At 59.0% G+C, this 15,871-nt stretch carries 16 protein-coding genes; 4 read left to right on the top strand and 12 right to left on the bottom strand.

All coding sequences use genetic code 11. The annotated features are described in order from the left end of the window. Window positions 1-73: 73 nt before the first annotated feature. The 6 genes from PMI23_RS07285 to PMI23_RS07310 form a co-directional block, all read right to left on the bottom strand. Window positions 74-1,030, bottom strand: a complete 957-nt coding sequence (locus PMI23_RS07285) for a response regulator (protein WP_007920252.1) — start codon at window positions 1,028-1,030, stop codon at window positions 74-76. A 177-nt stretch (window positions 1,031-1,207) separates the two neighbouring features. Continuing rightward, window positions 1,208-1,969: a phosphate signaling complex protein PhoU gene (gene phoU, locus PMI23_RS07290; protein WP_007920250.1), complete on the bottom strand. Its 762-nt coding sequence runs from the start codon at window positions 1,967-1,969 to the stop codon at window positions 1,208-1,210. A 71-nt stretch (window positions 1,970-2,040) separates the two neighbouring features. Continuing rightward, on the bottom strand, window positions 2,041-2,874 hold the full coding sequence (gene pstB, locus PMI23_RS07295; RefSeq protein ID WP_007920249.1) for a phosphate ABC transporter ATP-binding protein PstB: 834 nt from the start codon (window positions 2,872-2,874) through the stop codon (window positions 2,041-2,043). Window positions 2,875-3,058: 184 nt separating this feature from the next. Continuing rightward, window positions 3,059-4,729, bottom strand: coding sequence for a phosphate ABC transporter permease PstA (gene pstA, locus PMI23_RS07300; RefSeq protein WP_007920248.1), 1,671 nt, complete (start codon window positions 4,727-4,729; stop codon window positions 3,059-3,061). A gap of 16 nt (window positions 4,730-4,745) precedes the next feature. After that, the gene (locus PMI23_RS07305) at window positions 4,746-6,779 is read right to left on the bottom strand and encodes an ABC transporter permease subunit (protein ID WP_176472336.1); all 2,034 of its coding nucleotides are present in this window, start codon (window positions 6,777-6,779) and stop codon (window positions 4,746-4,748) included. A 422-nt stretch (window positions 6,780-7,201) separates the two neighbouring features. Further along, complete coding sequence (locus PMI23_RS07310; protein WP_007920246.1) at window positions 7,202-8,200, bottom strand: phosphate ABC transporter substrate-binding protein PstS; 999 nt, start codon at window positions 8,198-8,200, stop codon at window positions 7,202-7,204. A 188-nt stretch (window positions 8,201-8,388) separates the two neighbouring features. On the opposite strand from PMI23_RS07310, the gene PMI23_RS07315 reads away from it, so the two are divergent. Beyond that, the gene (locus PMI23_RS07315) at window positions 8,389-9,447 is read left to right on the top strand and encodes a helix-turn-helix domain-containing protein (protein ID WP_007920245.1); all 1,059 of its coding nucleotides are present in this window, start codon (window positions 8,389-8,391) and stop codon (window positions 9,445-9,447) included. After that, the gene (locus PMI23_RS07320; RefSeq protein WP_007920241.1) at window positions 9,444-9,935 is read left to right on the top strand and encodes a type II toxin-antitoxin system VapC family toxin; all 492 of its coding nucleotides are present in this window, start codon (window positions 9,444-9,446) and stop codon (window positions 9,933-9,935) included. The genes PMI23_RS07315 and PMI23_RS07320 overlap by 4 nt, the downstream gene beginning before the upstream one ends. 16 nt (window positions 9,936-9,951) lie before the next feature. Here the strand turns inward: PMI23_RS07320 and PMI23_RS07325 are convergent, their stop codons facing one another. Then, window positions 9,952-11,250 (bottom strand): MFS transporter, encoded by a 1,299-nt coding sequence (locus PMI23_RS07325; RefSeq protein ID WP_007920239.1) that lies wholly within the window; start codon window positions 11,248-11,250, stop codon window positions 9,952-9,954. A gap of 377 nt (window positions 11,251-11,627) precedes the next feature. Between PMI23_RS07325 and PMI23_RS07330 the strand changes: the two genes are divergently transcribed. Further along, entirely contained in the window at window positions 11,628-12,032 is a 405-nt protein-coding gene (locus PMI23_RS07330; protein ID WP_003229628.1) for an acyl-CoA thioesterase, read from the top strand. 58 nt (window positions 12,033-12,090) lie between these two features. Beyond that, entirely contained in the window at window positions 12,091-12,990 is a 900-nt protein-coding gene (locus PMI23_RS07335; protein ID WP_007920233.1) for a D-hexose-6-phosphate mutarotase, read from the top strand. Between the two features lie 83 nt (window positions 12,991-13,073). Here the strand turns inward: PMI23_RS07335 and PMI23_RS07340 are convergent, their stop codons facing one another. From PMI23_RS07340 to PMI23_RS29965, 5 genes are all read right to left on the bottom strand, one after another. After that, window positions 13,074-13,610, bottom strand: a complete 537-nt coding sequence (locus PMI23_RS07340) for a DUF3299 domain-containing protein (protein WP_007920225.1) — start codon at window positions 13,608-13,610, stop codon at window positions 13,074-13,076. A 93-nt stretch (window positions 13,611-13,703) separates the two neighbouring features. Then, a complete protein-coding gene (locus PMI23_RS07345; RefSeq protein ID WP_007920223.1) occupies window positions 13,704-13,949 on the bottom strand; it encodes a GlsB/YeaQ/YmgE family stress response membrane protein in 246 nt (81 codons plus the stop codon). A gap of 110 nt (window positions 13,950-14,059) precedes the next feature. Next, complete coding sequence (locus PMI23_RS07350; RefSeq protein WP_007920221.1) at window positions 14,060-15,142, bottom strand: 5-(carboxyamino)imidazole ribonucleotide synthase; 1,083 nt, start codon at window positions 15,140-15,142, stop codon at window positions 14,060-14,062. A 10-nt stretch (window positions 15,143-15,152) separates the two neighbouring features. Continuing rightward, window positions 15,153-15,644 carry a 5-(carboxyamino)imidazole ribonucleotide mutase gene (gene purE, locus PMI23_RS07355; protein WP_007920220.1) on the bottom strand — a complete coding sequence of 164 codons (492 nt, stop codon included), beginning with the start codon at window positions 15,642-15,644 and terminating at the stop codon, window positions 15,153-15,155. Window positions 15,645-15,681: 37 nt separating this feature from the next. Further along, on the bottom strand, window positions 15,682-15,871 hold a 190-nt coding region (locus PMI23_RS29965), incomplete at its 5' end, for a hypothetical protein (protein WP_238539521.1).

Below are 15,871 nucleotides of genomic sequence, written 5' to 3' on the forward strand. Positions count from 1 at the left end.
CGGCAGCTCCTACAGGGAAAATGCATTCCAATGTAGGAGCTGCCGAAGGCTGCGATCTTTTCACAGACGCCGATTACGCGCCTGGAACGAAGTGCTTCTGCGCCGTGCCGCGAGCGATCAGGCGGGAGATGTAGTCGAGCTTCTGCGCATCCTGGTCGACAAAGCGGAACGTCAGTTGCAGCCAGTCGCTGTCCGGTTTCGGCTCAAACGCAACGACGGCGTGCAGGTAGCCGTTGAGGCGGGCAATTTCGGCGTTGTCGCCCTGCTCCAGATCGAGCACGGCGCTATCGAGGATCTGCGGCAGGGTGTCGGTGCGTTTCACCACCAGCAACGCTTCCTTGATGCTCAAAGCCTTGATCACACATTGCTGAGTACCGCTTGGCAGACGCAACTGGCCCTGACCACGGCCACTGGCCGGCGCCGACGCGGCGACGGGTGCCTTGACCGGTGGGCTGTTGAGCAAACCACGGGACGGCGCGGCGGCGGGCGCTGGCGCGGCAGCTGCCGGTTTGGCGAACGGGTTGACCGCAGCCGCTGCCGGGGCACCGCCGACCACGGCAGGCTTGCCACCGGTCAAGGCGCTCAGAGAATCGTTACCGAACGCCGAGTTCATCTTGGTCGGCGCGCTGTTCATCAGGGTATCGAGCTTGCCGACCTTGTTCAGCGCCTGTTTGACCTTGGTCAGCAGTTGCTCGTTGGTGAACGGCTTGCTGACGTAACCGGAAACACCGGCCTGAATCGCCTGCACGACGTTTTCCTTGTCGCCACGGCTGGTGACCATGACGAATGGCATGGTCTTGAGGTTGTCTTGTTCGCGGCACCAGGTCAGCAGTTCGAGACCGGACATTTCCGGCATTTCCCAGTCGCAGAGCACCAGGTCGAACGCTTCCTTGGCCAGCATGGCCTGAGCCTTCTTACCGTTGACGGCGTCCTCGGTACGGATCCCCGGAAAGTAATTACGCAGGCACTTTTTCACCAGGTCACGAATGAACGAAGCATCGTCCACGACCAACACACTGATCTTGCTCATCCAACACCCCTATTAAAATCCCGGCAAGCATAACGCTGGCTGATGGCACATTGCCAAAACTCTTCAGTCACGCCGGGACTTTTCGTTCGCGGGTGCTGCTTTTTAATTCGATCTGCCTTGTGAAAAGCACAAACAAAAACGCCCGGCCAAAGGGCCGGGCGCTTTTCTCAGGCAATCTTACTTATCGTCAACATCGCCCGGAACATTAGCGGTTTCGCCGCTTGTGCCTTCAACTTCTTCTTTCATGCGCTTGAGGCCCATGTGGCGTACGTCGGTACCGCGCACCAGGTAGATGACCAGTTCGGAGATGTTGCGCGCGTGATCGCCGATGCGTTCCAGCGAACGCAGCACCCAGATGATGCTCAAGACCCGCGAGATAGAGCGCGGGTCTTCCATCATGTAGGTCGCCAACTCACGCAGGGCGGTTTTGTATTCGCGGTCGATGATCTTGTCGTACTGCGCCACCGACAACGCCAGATCAGCGTCGAAACGGGCAAACGCATCCAGCGCATCGCGGACCATGTTGCGCACCTGGTCGCCGATATGGCGAACCTCGACGTAACCGCGCGGCGCTTCACCTTCTTCGCACAGCTGAATCGCGCGGCGAGCGATCTTGGTCGCTTCGTCACCGATGCGCTCAAGGTCGATCACCGACTTGGAAATACTGATGATCAAACGCAGGTCGGACGCCGCCGGTTGACGACGGGCAAGAATGCGCAGGCATTCTTCGTCGATGTTGCGTTCCATCTGGTTGATCTGGTCATCAATCTCGCGCACCTGCTGAGCCAAGCCGGAATCGGCCTCGATCAGCGCGGTCACCGCGTCGTTGACCTGCTTCTCGACCAGCCCGCCCATGGCCAGGAGGTGGCTGCGCACTTCCTCAAGCTCAGCGTTGAACTGCGCGGAGATGTGGTGGGTAAGGCCTTCTTTACTAATCATGTTGGCGTCCTTGGAGCGTCCGGTAAGGTGCGGTGGGCCGCAGCGTCAATTCTGTGAATAACCCGCAACTGTCAGCCATAACGACCGGTGATGTAGTCTTCGGTCTGCTTCTTCGCCGGATTGGTGAACAAGGTGTCGGTGTCGCCGAATTCGACCAGTTTGCCCATGTACATGAACGCGGTGTAGTCCGAAACCCGCGCAGCCTGCTGCATGTTGTGGGTCACGATGACGATGGTGAACTTGGATTTCAGCTCGTAGATCAGCTCTTCAACCTTCAGGGTCGAGATCGGGTCGAGGGCCGAGCACGGTTCGTCGAGCAGCAGCACTTCCGGCTCGACCGCGATGGTACGGGCGATCACCAGACGCTGTTGCTGACCGCCAGACAGGCCGAGTGCCGATTCATGCAGACGGTCTTTGACTTCGTCCCACAGTGCCGCGCCTTTCAACGCCCACTCGACCGCTTCGTCGAGGACGCGCTTTTTGTTGATGCCTTGAATGCGCAGGCCGTACACCACGTTTTCATAGATGGTTTTCGGGAACGGGTTCGGCTTCTGGAACACCATGCCGACGCGACGACGCAGCTCGGCAACGTCTTCGCCTTTGCGATAGATGTTGTTGCCGTAGAGGTTGATCGCGCCTTCGACGCGGCAGCCGTCAACCAGATCGTTCATGCGGTTGAAGGTGCGCAGCAACGTCGATTTACCGCAGCCGGACGGGCCGATGAACGCGGTCACGCGCTGCTTCGGGATGTTCATGCTGACGTCGAACAATGCCTGCTTCTCGCCGTAGTACAGGCTCAGGCCCGGCACTTCGATGGCCACGGTTTCCTGCGCCAGATTCAGGCTTTGCTTGTCGCGACCCAGGGCAGACATGTTGATGCCGTGGCTATGTGTTTCGTGCTGCATGGGAGGCTCCCTGTGCTAACAAATTCGGTTCGTTGAACCACTGGCCTTGCCAATGGGTTACTGAAAATCTGTGGCTTGCGCCGATCCTTGTGGGAGCTGGCTTGCCAGCGATGGCATCAGCGCGGTGTTACTGGCTGACCGAGTCGCCTGCATCGCTGGCAAGCCAGCTCCCACAGGATTTGTGTTAACTGTCCAAAGCTTTGTATTTTTCACGCAGGTGGTTGCGGATATACACCGCCGACAGGTTCAACGTCGCGATGACCAACACCAGCAACAGCGCCGTGGCGTACACCAGCGGACGCGCCGCTTCGACGTTCGGGCTCTGGAAGCCGACGTCATAGATGTGGAAGCCCAAGTGCATGATCTTCTGATCCAGGTGCAGGTATGGGTAGTTGCCGTCCACCGGCAGCGACGGCGCCAGTTTCACCACACCCACCAGCATCAGCGGCGCCACTTCACCGGCGGCGCGAGCCACGGCGAGAATCATGCCGGTCATCATCGCCGGGCTGGCCATCGGGATCACAATCTTCCACAACGTTTCAGCCTTGGTCGCGCCGAGGGCCAACGAGCCTTCACGCACAGTACGCGGGATACGCGCCAGACCTTCCTCGGTCGCGACGATCACCACCGGCACCGCCAGCAGCGCCAAAGTCAGCGAGGCCCAGAGCAGACCCGGGGTACCAAAGGTCGGTGCCGGCAATGCTTCGGGGAAGAACAAGCGGTCAACCGAACCACCGAGTACGTAAACGAAGAAGCCCAGACCGAACACGCCATAAACGATCGCCGGAACGCCAGCGAGGTTGTTCACCGCGATGCGGATAATCCGCGTCAGAGTGTTCTGCTTGGCGTATTCACGCAGGTACACCGCCGCCAGTACGCCGAACGGGGTAACGATCATCGCCATAATCAGGGTCATCATCACGGTGCCGAAGATCGCCGGGAAGATCCCGCCTTCGGTGTTGGCTTCACGCGGGTCATCCGAAAGGAATTCCCAGATCTTGCTGAAGTAGAAACCGACCTTGGTAAAGGTGCTCATCGCGTTCGGCTGGTAGGCGTGAACCACTTTGCCCAGACCGATTTCGATCTCTTTGCCGTTGGCATCGCGAGCGGTCAGGGCATCGCGGTTGAACTGCGCATGCAGATCGGCCAGGCGTGCTTCGATGTCCTGATAACGCGCATTCAGTTCGGCGCGCTCGGATTCCATGTCCGCTTGTGCGGTGGCGTCGAGCTTGCCTTCCAGTTCCAGTTTGCGACCGTGCAGACGGATGCGCTCAAGGCCTGCGTTGATTGCACCGATGTCAGTCTTTTCCAGCGACTTCAGTTGTGCCGCCAGCCCGTTCACACGGTTGATCCGCGCCTGCAGCTCAGGCCATGCAGCCTCGCCTTCGGCGATGACCTTGCCGTCCTGTTTGACGTTGACCAGGTAGCCGTAGAAGTTGCCCCACTCGCGACGTTCGATCGCCATCAACTCGGGTGGCGTGGTCTGGTTGGTCAGCCACTCGCCGACGATCCAGGTGAAGTCGTTGCCATTCAGGTCACGGTTGCCGACCTTGATCAGCTCGCGGGTCATGAATTCCGGGCCTTCATCGGGCACCGGCAAACCGGCACTCTTCAGACGGGCACGGGGCACTTCTTCCTTCTGTACCACTTCGCCGATGACCAGGTGATTGGCCTGGCCCGGTACGTCGTAATGGGCGTGGACCAGGTCCGCCGGCCAGAAGTGACCCAGACCACGCACGGCAATTACCGCCAGCAGGCCAATGGTCATGATGACCGCGATGGACACCGCGCCACCGCTGATCCAGACGCCCGGGGCGCCGCTCTTGAACCATCCTTTCAGGGAGTTCTGTTTCACAGACTTCTACCTTTGCTTAAAGCGACGAGTATTTCTTGCGCAGACGCTGACGAATCAGTTCTGCCAGGGTATTCATGACGAAGGTGAACAACAGCAGTACCAGCGCCGAGAGGAACAGCACGCGGTAGTGGCTGCCGCCGACTTCCGACTCGGGCATTTCCACCGCGACGTTGGCAGCCAGGGTGCGCAGGCCTTCGAACAGGTTCATTTCCATGACCGGGGTGTTACCGGTGGCCATCAGCACGATCATGGTTTCGCCGACCGCACGGCCCATGCCGATCATCAGCGCCGAGAAAATCCCCGGGCTGGCAGTCAGGATCACCACGCGAGTCATGGTCTGCCACGGCGTGGCACCGAGGGCCAGCGAGCCAAGGGTCAGGCCGCGCGGCACACTGAACACGGCGTCTTCAGCGATCGAGTAGATGTTCGGGATCACCGCAAAACCCATGGCCAGACCGACCACCAAAGCGTTGCGCTGGTCGTAGGTGATGCCGAGGTCGTGGGAGATCCACATGCGCATGTCGCCGCCGAAGAACCAGTTCTCCATGAACGGGCTCATGTACAGCGACAGCCAGCCCACAAACAGAATTACTGGAATCAGCAGCGCACTTTCCCAACCGTCCGGGACTTTCAGGCGGATCGATTCAGGCAAGCGGCTGAAGGTGAAACCGGCGACCAGAATGCCGATCGGCAACAACATCAGCAGGCTGAAGATGCCTGGCAGATGCCCTTCGACATACGGCGCGAGGAACAGGCCGGCGAAGAAACCGAGGATCACCGTCGGCATTGCTTCCATCAGCTCGATCACCGGTTTGACCTTGCGGCGCATGCCCGGGGCCATGAAGTACGCGGTGTAGATCGCCGCAGCCACAGCCAGCGGCGCGGCCAGCAGCATCGCGTAGAACGCAGCTTTCAGGGTGCCGAAGGTCAGCGGTGAGAGGCTCAGTTTCGGTTCAAAATCGGTGTTGGCGGCGGTCGATTGCCAGACGTATTTAGGCTCGTCGTAGTTCTCGTACCAGACCTTGCTCCACAACGCGCTCCAGGAGACTTCCGGGTGCGGGTTATCGAGCAGCAGCGGTTGCAGCTTGCCGCCGGCTTCGACGATCACACGGTTGGCACGCGGCGACAGACCGAACAGACCTTGGCCTTCCACCACTTGATCGACCAGCAAAGTGCGGTGCGCGGTGCTGTGGAACACGCCGAGCTTGCCGCTGGCATCCAGTGCGAGGAAGCCTTTGCGACGTTCTTCAGCGCTGATTTCAACGATCGGCGTGGTGCCCATCTGGAAGGTGCGGATCTGCTTCAGGCGCAGCTCGCCATCGGTGTCGCGGGCCATGAACCATTGGGCCAGACCACCCTTGGAGTCACCGATGATCAGCGAGATACCACCAACCAACTGCGTGGTCGCGGTGACTTCGGCGTCAGCGTTTTCCAGCAGTTTGTAGCGACCGTTGAGGCTCTTGTCGCGCAGGCTGAACACATCGGCCTGAGCACGACCGTTGACCACGTACAGCCACTGCTGGCGCGGGTCGACGAAGATGTTTTTCACCGGTTCAGTCATCTGCGGCAGATCGATACGCTTCTGCTCGTTGGTGACTTCGCCGGTCATCATGTTTTCTTCGCTGGTCAGCGACAGCACGTTGAGTTGCGAACCGGTCGAACCGACCAGCATCAGCGTCGTATCGGTGGCGTTCAGGCTGACATGTTCAAGCGCACCGCCGGCTTCGTTCAACGCGATCGGCGTCTCGCCATACGGATACTCGATGGCCGGGGTGATGGTTTTCTTGCCATCGGGGTAGCTGACTTTATAGGTGTGACGGAACACCAGCGCCTGACCGTTGGACAGGCCGACGGCTACCAGCGGATGGCCCGGCTGGTCTTCACCAATGGAAGTCACGGTGGCGCCGGCCGGAACCGGCAGATCGACGCGCTTCAGTTCAGCGCCACTGTCGATATCAAAGAACAATGCCTGACCCTTATCGGAAACGCGCATGGCCACCTGATTCTGCTCTTCGAGCGAAATCATCAGCGGCTTGCCGGCGTCCTGCATCCAGGCCGGGGTGATCGAGTCTTTCGCGGTCAGGTCGGCACCCTGGAACAGCGGCGCCACCACGTAGGCGAGGAAGAAGAAGATCAGGGTGATGGCTGCCAGCACCGCGAGACCGCCAACGAGGACGTACCAGCGGGTGAAGCGATCCTTGAGCGCACGAATGCGGCGCTTGCGTTGCAGCTCAGGCGTATTGAAATCAATGCGCTTGGGAGGATTAGTAGTCATTTGGGAATTGGCCAGATCATTCATGCGCTCACCCTAGCGATCCTGTATGACAGAAAGATGACAATGCAGTGACGCAGCAAATCCACCGCCAGCGGGACTGGCAGAGGATCAAAAATTTGAGGTGTGGAAAAGGCCGGCCTGCGCGCAGATCCGGCCTTTTACCTGAGTCCGGTGGGGTTCACCCTGGACTCAATTTGTTACTTCTTTGCGACAGCGCCGCCTTCCTGCAGACCCAGGTCAGCCAGTGCTTTAGCAGCGACCTTGGCTGGCAACGGGATGTAACCGTCTTTCACCACAACTTCCTGGCCCTGCTTCGACAGCACCAGTTTCACGAACTCGGCTTCCAGCGGAGCCAGAGGCTTGTTCGGGGCTTTGTTGACGTAAACGTAGAGGAAACGCGACAGCGGGTATTTGCCGTTCAGGGCGTTTTCTTCGGTGTCTTCGATGAAGTCGGTGCTGCCTTTCTTGGCCAATGGCACGGTTTTCACGCTGGCGGTCTTGTAACCGATACCCGAGTAACCGATGCCGTTCAGCGAGGAGCTGATCGACTGCACGACCGAAGCCGAGCCTGGTTGTTCGTTGACGTTCGGTTTGTAGTCGCCTTTGCACAGGGCTTCTTCTTTGAAGTAGCCGTAGGTGCCGGATACCGAGTTACGGCCGAACAGTTGTACTGGTTTGTTGGCCAGGTCGCCGGTCACACCCAGTTCGCCCCAGGTTTTCACGTCGGCTTTGGCGCCACACAGACGGGTCGACGAGAAGATCGCATCAACCTGCTCCATGGTCAGGTGCTGGATCGGGTTGTCTTTGTGTACGAAGACAGCCAGGGCATCAACGGCCACCGGGATAGCGGTTGGCTTGTAGCCGTACTTCTGCTCGAAGGCCGCCAGTTCGGTGTCCTTCATCTTGCGGCTCATCGGGCCCAGGTTGGAGGTGCCTTCAGTCAGTGCAGGTGGCGCAGTGGCGGAGCCGGCGGCCTGAATCTGGATGTTTACGTTCGGGTATTCTTTTTTGTAGTTCTCAGCCCAGAGGGTCATGAGGTTGGCCAGGGTATCGGAGCCGACGCTGGACAGGTTGCCCGACACACCAGTGGTCTTGGTGTAGCTCGGGATAGCAGGGTCAACAGCGGCAACCGCGTTGGCAGTCGCAACGCCAGCAGCGACAAAAGTCATTGCCGCCATCAAACGCTTCAGTTTCATGCCTTACTCCTAGCAGATAGGGTGTGTTAAGTCGGGGCCAAGTATCAGCAGGCCGTGTGAACACTCTATGGCTGAAATATGACAATTGGATGAAAGGCCAGCATGGGCATCACCTTTAAAAAAGGAAACGCTTTGCAGGTTGACAAATCATCTTCTAAATATAGTCTTGTCAACCACGAGAGGGCCCCATGATAAACGATCGAATTCGCCGCGCACGTCTGCAAAAAGGCCTCAGCCTTGAGGCTTTGGCGATGGAGCTTGGCGACATAACCAAGCAAGCCTTGAGCAAATATGAGAAAGGGTTGAGTACCCCTAACTCAACTCGTCTGCTGCAACTGGCCAGAGCGCTTCAGGTCAGCCCTGAGTATTTCTTCCGCGTGGAAGCAATTGCGCTGGCGCCTCTGGAGTTTCGAAAACTGGCCCGAATGCCTAAATATCGCCAGGCACAGGTGGAAGAGAAAATTCGGGAACACCTTGAGCGTTACATCGCGCTTGAGGAGTGTTTCGATCCTGCCGACATACATACCCCAGCTACTCCGGCACAAATGATCCCCGTTTCCTGCCTTGAGGACGCCGAACGCGCAGCAGAGCAACTTCGTCAGTTCTGGGGAATTGGTAGCGACCCTATAGCCAATCTCACCGAACAGTTGGAGGAGCACAGCATAAAGGTCGCCATGCTAAACGGCCCGGACGATTTCGACGGCGCTTGCGCCGCCACCGGTAACGGCGAGCACGTGTTGATTGCACTGAATGCCGATCGCCCAGGCGAACGAATCAGGTTCACTGCCGCGCATGAACTCGGCCACTGGGTCATGGCATTACCCGAGGATATGCCGGAGAGGGACAAGGAAAATTGCTGCCATCGATTCGCTGGCGCGTTTCTCTACCCGGCGAAAAGTGTCACCGGTGACTTCGGCAGCCATCCTCGCTCCAGAGTTCATCCACGAGAATTGCTGATTGCAAAGCGTCAATACGGGATCTCAATGCATGCAGCGTTAAGACGCCTGAAAGATCTGAAGCTTCTTAGCGAAAGTGGCTATAAATCCCTCACTATCCAATTCAGCGCCAACGGCTGGCGCAAATCAGAACCTGAGCCGCTACCTTGCAAACCGCCGCAAAGATTTGAGTCGCTAGCATTCTGGGCGTTGGCAGAAGGGCTGATCACCAAGTCTCGGGCTGCCGAACTCCTGCGCAAACCAGTTAGCGCACTGGACCCCAATTTCCTGGGTTCACTGGAGAATGCATGAGTTTGATCTTCATCAGTGATACGAATATCTGGATTGATTTCAGAAACGCCGGATTACTGGAGCAAATGTTTCGATTGCCATTCACACTTTGCTGCACCGACTTTGTCATGCATGAACTTGCCGACTTTCCCCACCAGGAACTGCTTGATCGAGGGCTGAGTGTCGAATCGTTCGATGAATCTGGCGTGATCAGACTCTTTGAGCTGAAAGTCGAACACAACAACAGCTCACTGGCAGACGTGTCTTGTTACCTGCTCGCACAGGAAACAGGACGTCCGTTGCTGACCGGAGATGGCAAGTTAAGGCGCCAGGCACAACGAGATGGACTGGAGGTGCACGGCGCTCTTTGGTTACTTGATCTGATGGTTGAGCATCAAGTAATTGAAAAGTCGGATGCCGCAAACGCCTTGGCCCACATGCTTGAGCATGGCGCTCGACTCCCGACAGGAGAATGTGAATCAAGGCTCTCACGCTGGCGAGAGCCCTAGAAGCAGAATCTTGGGATCAGCGTCCCTTCTTCCACAGCCACGCCCCGACCAGAATCCCCATCGCACACAGCACCGCCACATAGTAGGCAGGCCCCATCGCGCTTTCTTTCAACAGCAGACTCACCACCATCGGCGTCAGGCCACCAAAGATCGCGTAAGCCACGTTGTACGAGAACGACAACCCGCTGAAGCGCACCACCGGCGGGAACGCTTTGACCATCACGTACGGCACCGCACCAATGGTGCCGACCAGAAAACCGGTCAGCGCATAGAGCGGGAACAGCCAGTTCGGGTGATCGGCGAGGCTGTGATAGAAGGTCCAGGAGCTGATCAGCAGACCCAGGCAACCAAATACGAACACCCGGCCTGCGCCAAAGCGATCCGCCAGTGCGCCGGAAATGATGCAGCCGATGCTCAGGAACACGATCGCCAGACTGTTCGACTGCAGCGACTCCGTCGGCGTGAAGTGATAGACCGTTTGCAGCACGGTCGGCGTCATCAGAATGACCACGACGATGCCAGCGGAGAGCAACCAGGTCAGCAGCATCGAGATTGCAATCGCGCCACGATGGTCACGCAGCACCGCGCGCAGCGGCACTTCTTCAGCCAAGGCTTTGCGCAGTTGCAGCTCGGCGAACACTGGGGTCTCGTGCAGCCAGCGGCGCAGGTAGACCGAGAACAGGCCGAACACACCGCCGAGCAGGAACGGGATTCGCCAGGCGTAATCGGACACCTCGGCAGGCGTATAGATGCTGTTGATCGCGGTGGCGACCAGCGAACCGAGCAGAATACCGGCGGTCAGGCCGCTGGTGAGCGTGCCGCAGGCGTAACCCATGTGCTTTTGCGGTACGTGTTCGGAAACGAAGACCCATGCCCCCGGCACTTCACCGCCAATCGCCGCGCCCTGAATCACCCGCATCAATAGAAGCAGGATCGGCGCCCACATGCCGATCTGCGCATACGTTGGCAGTAGACCCATGATCAAGGTCGGCACGGCCATCATGAAAATGCTCAGGGTGAACATCTTCTTGCGCCCCAGCAGGTCGCCGAAGTGCGCCATGACGATGCCGCCCAGCGGCCGCGCGAGGTAGCCGGCGGCGAAGATGCCGAAGGTCTGCATCAAGCGCAGCCACTCGGGCATATCGGCCGGGAAGAACAGCTTGCCGACCACCGTCGCGAAGAAAACAAAGATGATGAAATCGTAGAATTCCAGCGCGCCGCCGAGAGCGGACAGCGACAGAGTCTTGTAGTCATTGCGGGTCAATGGTCGTGCGGGTTGCTCGGGCTGCGCGAGGCTCGAAGGCGCTGTGGTCATGGCAAGGGCTTCTCTTATAGTCGGATCTGCCGCCACAACAACGCTGGCAGTGGCTCGGGCAGGTTCGGCACCATAGCAAATTGTTCGAAAAAGCACATAGAGGCGCGTAATTGACGGTCAAAATCAGAACCGGATGGTCGTCGCGGAGTCTACCGACCGATATACTCGCCACCTGCGCAGGATTTGTAAGAGGTTACTGTGCGAAAACGTTGTTGGCCCGTCCTTTGCTCGGGATTTAGCCTTTTTCGCAGAGTTTCCCTTTAGGCGCCTGATGGAAAACGTGACGAACGCAGTGTGTTCGGTGTTGAATCGTTTTTCTTGAAGACGGCTACCACCAGCAATACCCACGAAGAGTCACGGGTCAGAGGCCCCACGGCATGATAGAGCTCGAACAAGAAGATCCGATCCCGCAAGGCGACCTGGCCCTGCAAATCACCGCACTTCCACGCGAAACCAACGGCTTTGGCGATATTTTCGGCGGTTGGCTGGTAGCGCAGATGGATTTGGCCGGCACCGCAATGGCCAGCCGCGTGGCAGGTGGTCGTGTAGCGACCGTAGCCATTGATCGCATGGCGTTTCTCGTGCCAGTGGCAGTGGGTGCGCAATTGTCCTTTTATACCCAGACCCTGGAGATCGGCCGCAGCTCGATCCAGATGATGGTCGAAGTGTGGAGCGACGACCCGCTGTCCAGCGAGTGGCGTAAAGTCACCGAAGCCGTATTCGTCTTCGTCGCTATCGACGGCAGCGGTCGCACCCGCTCGGTTCCACCGCGCGCGCGTTAAACCTCGCGGCCGTTTTGCGGTCGATAACCGTCCCAAGTGTCTGATCGAGAGCTGTCCCATGAACACGCCCAACGTTGAAGCGGTGAAACTGGATGAACTGAACTGCTGGCGCATCCGCCACGGTCAGGCCGAAGTGCTGGTGACCCAGCAAGGCGCGCACATCCTCAGTTATCAGATCGATGGCCAGCCGCCGATCATCTGGCTCAACGACAAGGCCGAGTTCAAGACAGGTAAAAGCATTCGCGCCGGCGTGCCGGTGTGCTGGCCGTGGTTCGGCAAGTTCGAACGCAACCCGCAGAGCGTGCAGGCCATGTACACCGGTGAGCAACCGGCACCCGCGCACGGTCTGGTGCGGGCGATGGATTGGGAGCTGGGCGGCATCGAATCAGAGGCTGACGGCGTCAAGGTCGAATTCAAGCTGCCTTACCCCGAAGGTGGCCTGCCGGGCTGGCCGCATCAGGTTGATCTGAGCCTGACCCTGCATTTGTCCGACCAATTGAGCTTCAGCCTGACCAGCCATAACCGTGGCAGTGACACCGTCAGCCTGAGTCAGGCGCTGCACACGTATTTCGCAGTGAGTGACGTGCGCAATGTGCATGTCAACGGTGTCGATGGCTTGAATTACATCGAGACGCTGGATGACTGGAAAACCAACAGCCAGCAAGGTGACCTGCAGTTTGCCGGTGAGACCGACCGTATCTATCTCAATGCGCCGCCACAGCTGAGCATCGTCGACCCGACCTGGGAGCGGCGCATTGTGCTGACCGCCACCGGCTCGCGCACAGCAGTGATCTGGAACCCGTGGATCGATCGCGCGGCGGCGCTTGCTGACATGGATAACGATGGCTGGCAGCGCATGCTGTGCATCGAGACGGCTAATGTGATGGATGACGTTGTGGATCTGGCACCGGGTGCGAGCCATACCATGGGCGTCAGTGTCGCCAGCAAACCGCTTTAAGATCAAAAGATCGCAGCCTTCGGCAGCTCCTACATTGGAATGCATATCCCTGGAGGAGCTGCCGCAGGCTGCGATCTTTTGCTTCAGAGATCAGACTCCTGCACCACCCGCACTTTGTCCGCTTCCAACGCATACGCTGCGTCAGCCAGGTCATTGCTGACCTTTTCAACCTTCAGCGTGCCGGTCACCCACAACGGCGTGTAGATATCGTCCAGCTTCAAACCTTTCGGATAACGCACCAGCACCAGCTGATTCGGTGGCGGTGGCGGCACGTGGATGCAAGCGCCCGGATACGGCACGAGGAAGAACAGCGTGCTGCGACCCTTGGCGTCGGACTCCAGCGGCACCGGATAACCACCGATGCGAATGTGCTTGTCGTTCATCGACGCCACGGTTTTGGTCGAGTACATCACCGCCGGCAGACCTTTGGCCTGCTTCATCCCGCCCTTCTCGGTGAAGGTGCCGGTGGCTTCCGGGGAGTTGTGGTCGATTTCAGGCATGGCCTCGAGGGCCTTTTGATCCGACTTGGGCATCAGTTCGAGCCAATCGGTTTCCGGCAGTTCGCCGGCGTGGGCCAAACCGCTGCCCAGGAAGAGGAGAGTCAACAGAAGACGGCGCATGAAGGTGCTCGGTATAGAAAGGAAGGAACAGTGAATCGCCGAGCATTCTAGCCCTCCCGGCCACTTTGGCAGAGAGGGCTTTGTCGCTTTGGATCAGTTCTTTTTGATCAGGCCGTAGATCACCAGCAACACGATTGCGCCAACCAGTGCGCCGATGAAACCTGCGCCCTCGCCCGCGTGATAGATGCCCAGAGCCTGGCCGCCGTAAGTGGCCGCCAGCGAACCGCCGATACCGAGCAGGATGGTCATGATCCAGCCCATGCTGTCATCGCCCGGTTTCAGGAACCGCGCCAGCAGGCCGACGATCAAGCCGATAAAGATGGTTCCGATAATTCCCATGGCAATTCCCTCTCAAAGATAGATATGCGAAGCCTAGTCAGACTTTGGCATCCTGCCATGAGAGAACAGCGGCCCCTGAATGGTTCCGCCGCTGCCACATGAAACTGTCGTTACTCGGCGATCAGCGCTTCAACCTTGACGATCTGCGCCTGTAGCGTGGCCATGTCGGCGCAGCGCAGGTTGGCGTGGCCGACCTTGCGCCCGGCCTTGAAGGCCTTGCCGTAGTGATGCAGATGGCAGTCTTCGATGGCGATGACTTTCTCAACCGGCGGAACCACACCGATGAAGTTGAGCATCGCGCTCTCGCCAACCTTGGCGGTCGAACCCAGCGGCAGGCCGGCAACGGCGCGCAGGTGGTTTTCGAACTGGCTGCACTCGGCGCCTTCGGTGGTCCAGTGCCCGGAGTTGTGCACGCGCGGGGCGATTTCGTTGGCTTTCAGGCCACCGTCGACTTCAAAGAACTCGAACGCCATGACGCCGACGTAGTCGAGTTGCTTGAGCACACGGCTCGAGTAGTCTTCGGCCAGCGCCTGCAACGGGTGATCGGTACTGGCAACCGACAACTTGAGGATGCCGCTGTCGTGGGTGTTGTGCACCAGCGGATAGAACTTGGTTTCACCATCGCGAGCACGTACGGCGATCAGCGAGACTTCACCGGTGAACGGCACGAAGCCTTCCAGCAGGCAGGACACGCTGCCCAGCTCGGCAAAGGTGCCGACCACGTCTTCCGGTTTGCGCAGGACTTTCTGGCCCTTGCCGTCGTAACCCAGGGTGCGGGTTTTCAGTACGGCCGGCAGGCCGATCGAAGCCACCGCAGCGTCCAGATCGGCTTGCGACTGAATGTCAGCGAAGGCCGGAGTCGGGATGCCCAGGTCCTTGAACATGCTCTTTTCGAACCAGCGATCGCGAGCGATGCGCAGGGCTTCGGCGCTCGGGTAGACCGGGACGAATTGCGAGAGGAATGCCACGGTTTCGGCCGGGACACTTTCGAACTCGAAGGTCACCAGATCGACTTCATCGGCCAGTTGGCGCAGATGATCCTGATCGCCGTAATCGGCCCGCAGGTGTTCGCCCAAAGCGGCCGCACAGGCGTCCGGCGCAGGGTCGAGGAAAGCGAAGTTCATGCCCAGCGGAGTGCCCGCCAAGGCCAACATGCGACCCAACTGGCCGCCACCGATTACACCGATCTTCATCTCAACAACCTCAGGCAATACGTGGGTCTGGATTGTCCAGGACGCTGTCTGTCTGCTCGGCACGGAAGGTTTTCAGTACCGCGTGGAACTGCGGATGCTTGGCGCCGAGGATGCTCGCCGAGAGCAGGGCTGCGTTGATCGCGCCGGCCTTGCCGATGGCCAGGGTGGCGACCGGAATGCCCGCTGGCATCTGCACGATCGACAGCAGCGAGTCGACGCCCGAGAGCATGGCCGACTGCACTGGCACCCCCAGCACCGGCAGGTGGGTCTTGGCCGCACACATGCCTGGCAAGTGGGCTGCGCCACCGGCACCGGCGATAATCACCTCGATGCCGCGGCTTTCAGCCTCTTCGGCGTACTGGAACAGCAGATCCGGGGTGCGGTGGGCAGAGACCACTTTGACCTCGTACGGGATGCCGAGCTTTTCCAGCATATCGGCGGTGTGGCTAAGGGTGGACCAATCGGACTTGGAGCCCATGATCACGCCAACCAGTGCACTCATCGTCGCGCCTCTTCTCTCTGGAGCGCCCGCAGGCGCGTCATAAAACAACAAGCCACGCAGGTTGCGTGGCTTGATTGTACGAAAAATGGCCGGACGTGCCGGCCGAAGGCCGCGCAGTATACCGCAAAGAAAGCAATAAACAGCCCCCTGCGCGACCATCCGTCATCTGCCGCAAATGCCCGGTTTTATTGACCTGAAGGTCAGCCAAAAAGATCAAAAGATCGCAG

This window comes from Pseudomonas sp. GM24, from assembly GCF_000282235.1.
Lineage (GTDB): Bacteria > Pseudomonadota > Gammaproteobacteria > Pseudomonadales > Pseudomonadaceae > Aquipseudomonas.

Coding starts and splice junctions, on each gene's coding strand:
- PMI23_RS07320 (WP_007920241.1), top strand. CDS start 9,444: ATGAGTTTGATCTTCATCAGTGATACGAATATCTGGATTGATTTCAGA.
- pstB (WP_007920249.1), bottom strand. CDS start 2,874: ATGCAGCACGAAACACATAGCCACGGCATCAACATGTCTGCCCTGGGT.
- PMI23_RS07325 (WP_007920239.1), bottom strand. CDS start 11,250: ATGACCACAGCGCCTTCGAGCCTCGCGCAGCCCGAGCAACCCGCACGA.
- PMI23_RS07335 (WP_007920233.1), top strand. CDS start 12,091: ATGAACACGCCCAACGTTGAAGCGGTGAAACTGGATGAACTGAACTGC.
- PMI23_RS07330 (WP_003229628.1), top strand. CDS start 11,628: ATGATAGAGCTCGAACAAGAAGATCCGATCCCGCAAGGCGACCTGGCC.
- PMI23_RS07345 (WP_007920223.1), bottom strand. CDS start 13,949: ATGGGAATTATCGGAACCATCTTTATCGGCTTGATCGTCGGCCTGCTG.
- purE (WP_007920220.1), bottom strand. CDS start 15,644: ATGAGTGCACTGGTTGGCGTGATCATGGGCTCCAAGTCCGATTGGTCC.
- PMI23_RS07305 (WP_176472336.1), bottom strand. CDS start 6,779: ATGCAGGACGCCGGCAAGCCGCTGATGATTTCGCTCGAAGAGCAGAAT.
- PMI23_RS07285 (WP_007920252.1), bottom strand. CDS start 1,030: ATGAGCAAGATCAGTGTGTTGGTCGTGGACGATGCTTCGTTCATTCGT.
- PMI23_RS07315 (WP_007920245.1), top strand. CDS start 8,389: ATGATAAACGATCGAATTCGCCGCGCACGTCTGCAAAAAGGCCTCAGC.
- PMI23_RS07310 (WP_007920246.1), bottom strand. CDS start 8,200: ATGAAACTGAAGCGTTTGATGGCGGCAATGACTTTTGTCGCTGCTGGC.
- PMI23_RS07350 (WP_007920221.1), bottom strand. CDS start 15,142: ATGAAGATCGGTGTAATCGGTGGCGGCCAGTTGGGTCGCATGTTGGCC.
- phoU (WP_007920250.1), bottom strand. CDS start 1,969: ATGATTAGTAAAGAAGGCCTTACCCACCACATCTCCGCGCAGTTCAAC.
- PMI23_RS07340 (WP_007920225.1), bottom strand. CDS start 13,610: ATGCGCCGTCTTCTGTTGACTCTCCTCTTCCTGGGCAGCGGTTTGGCC.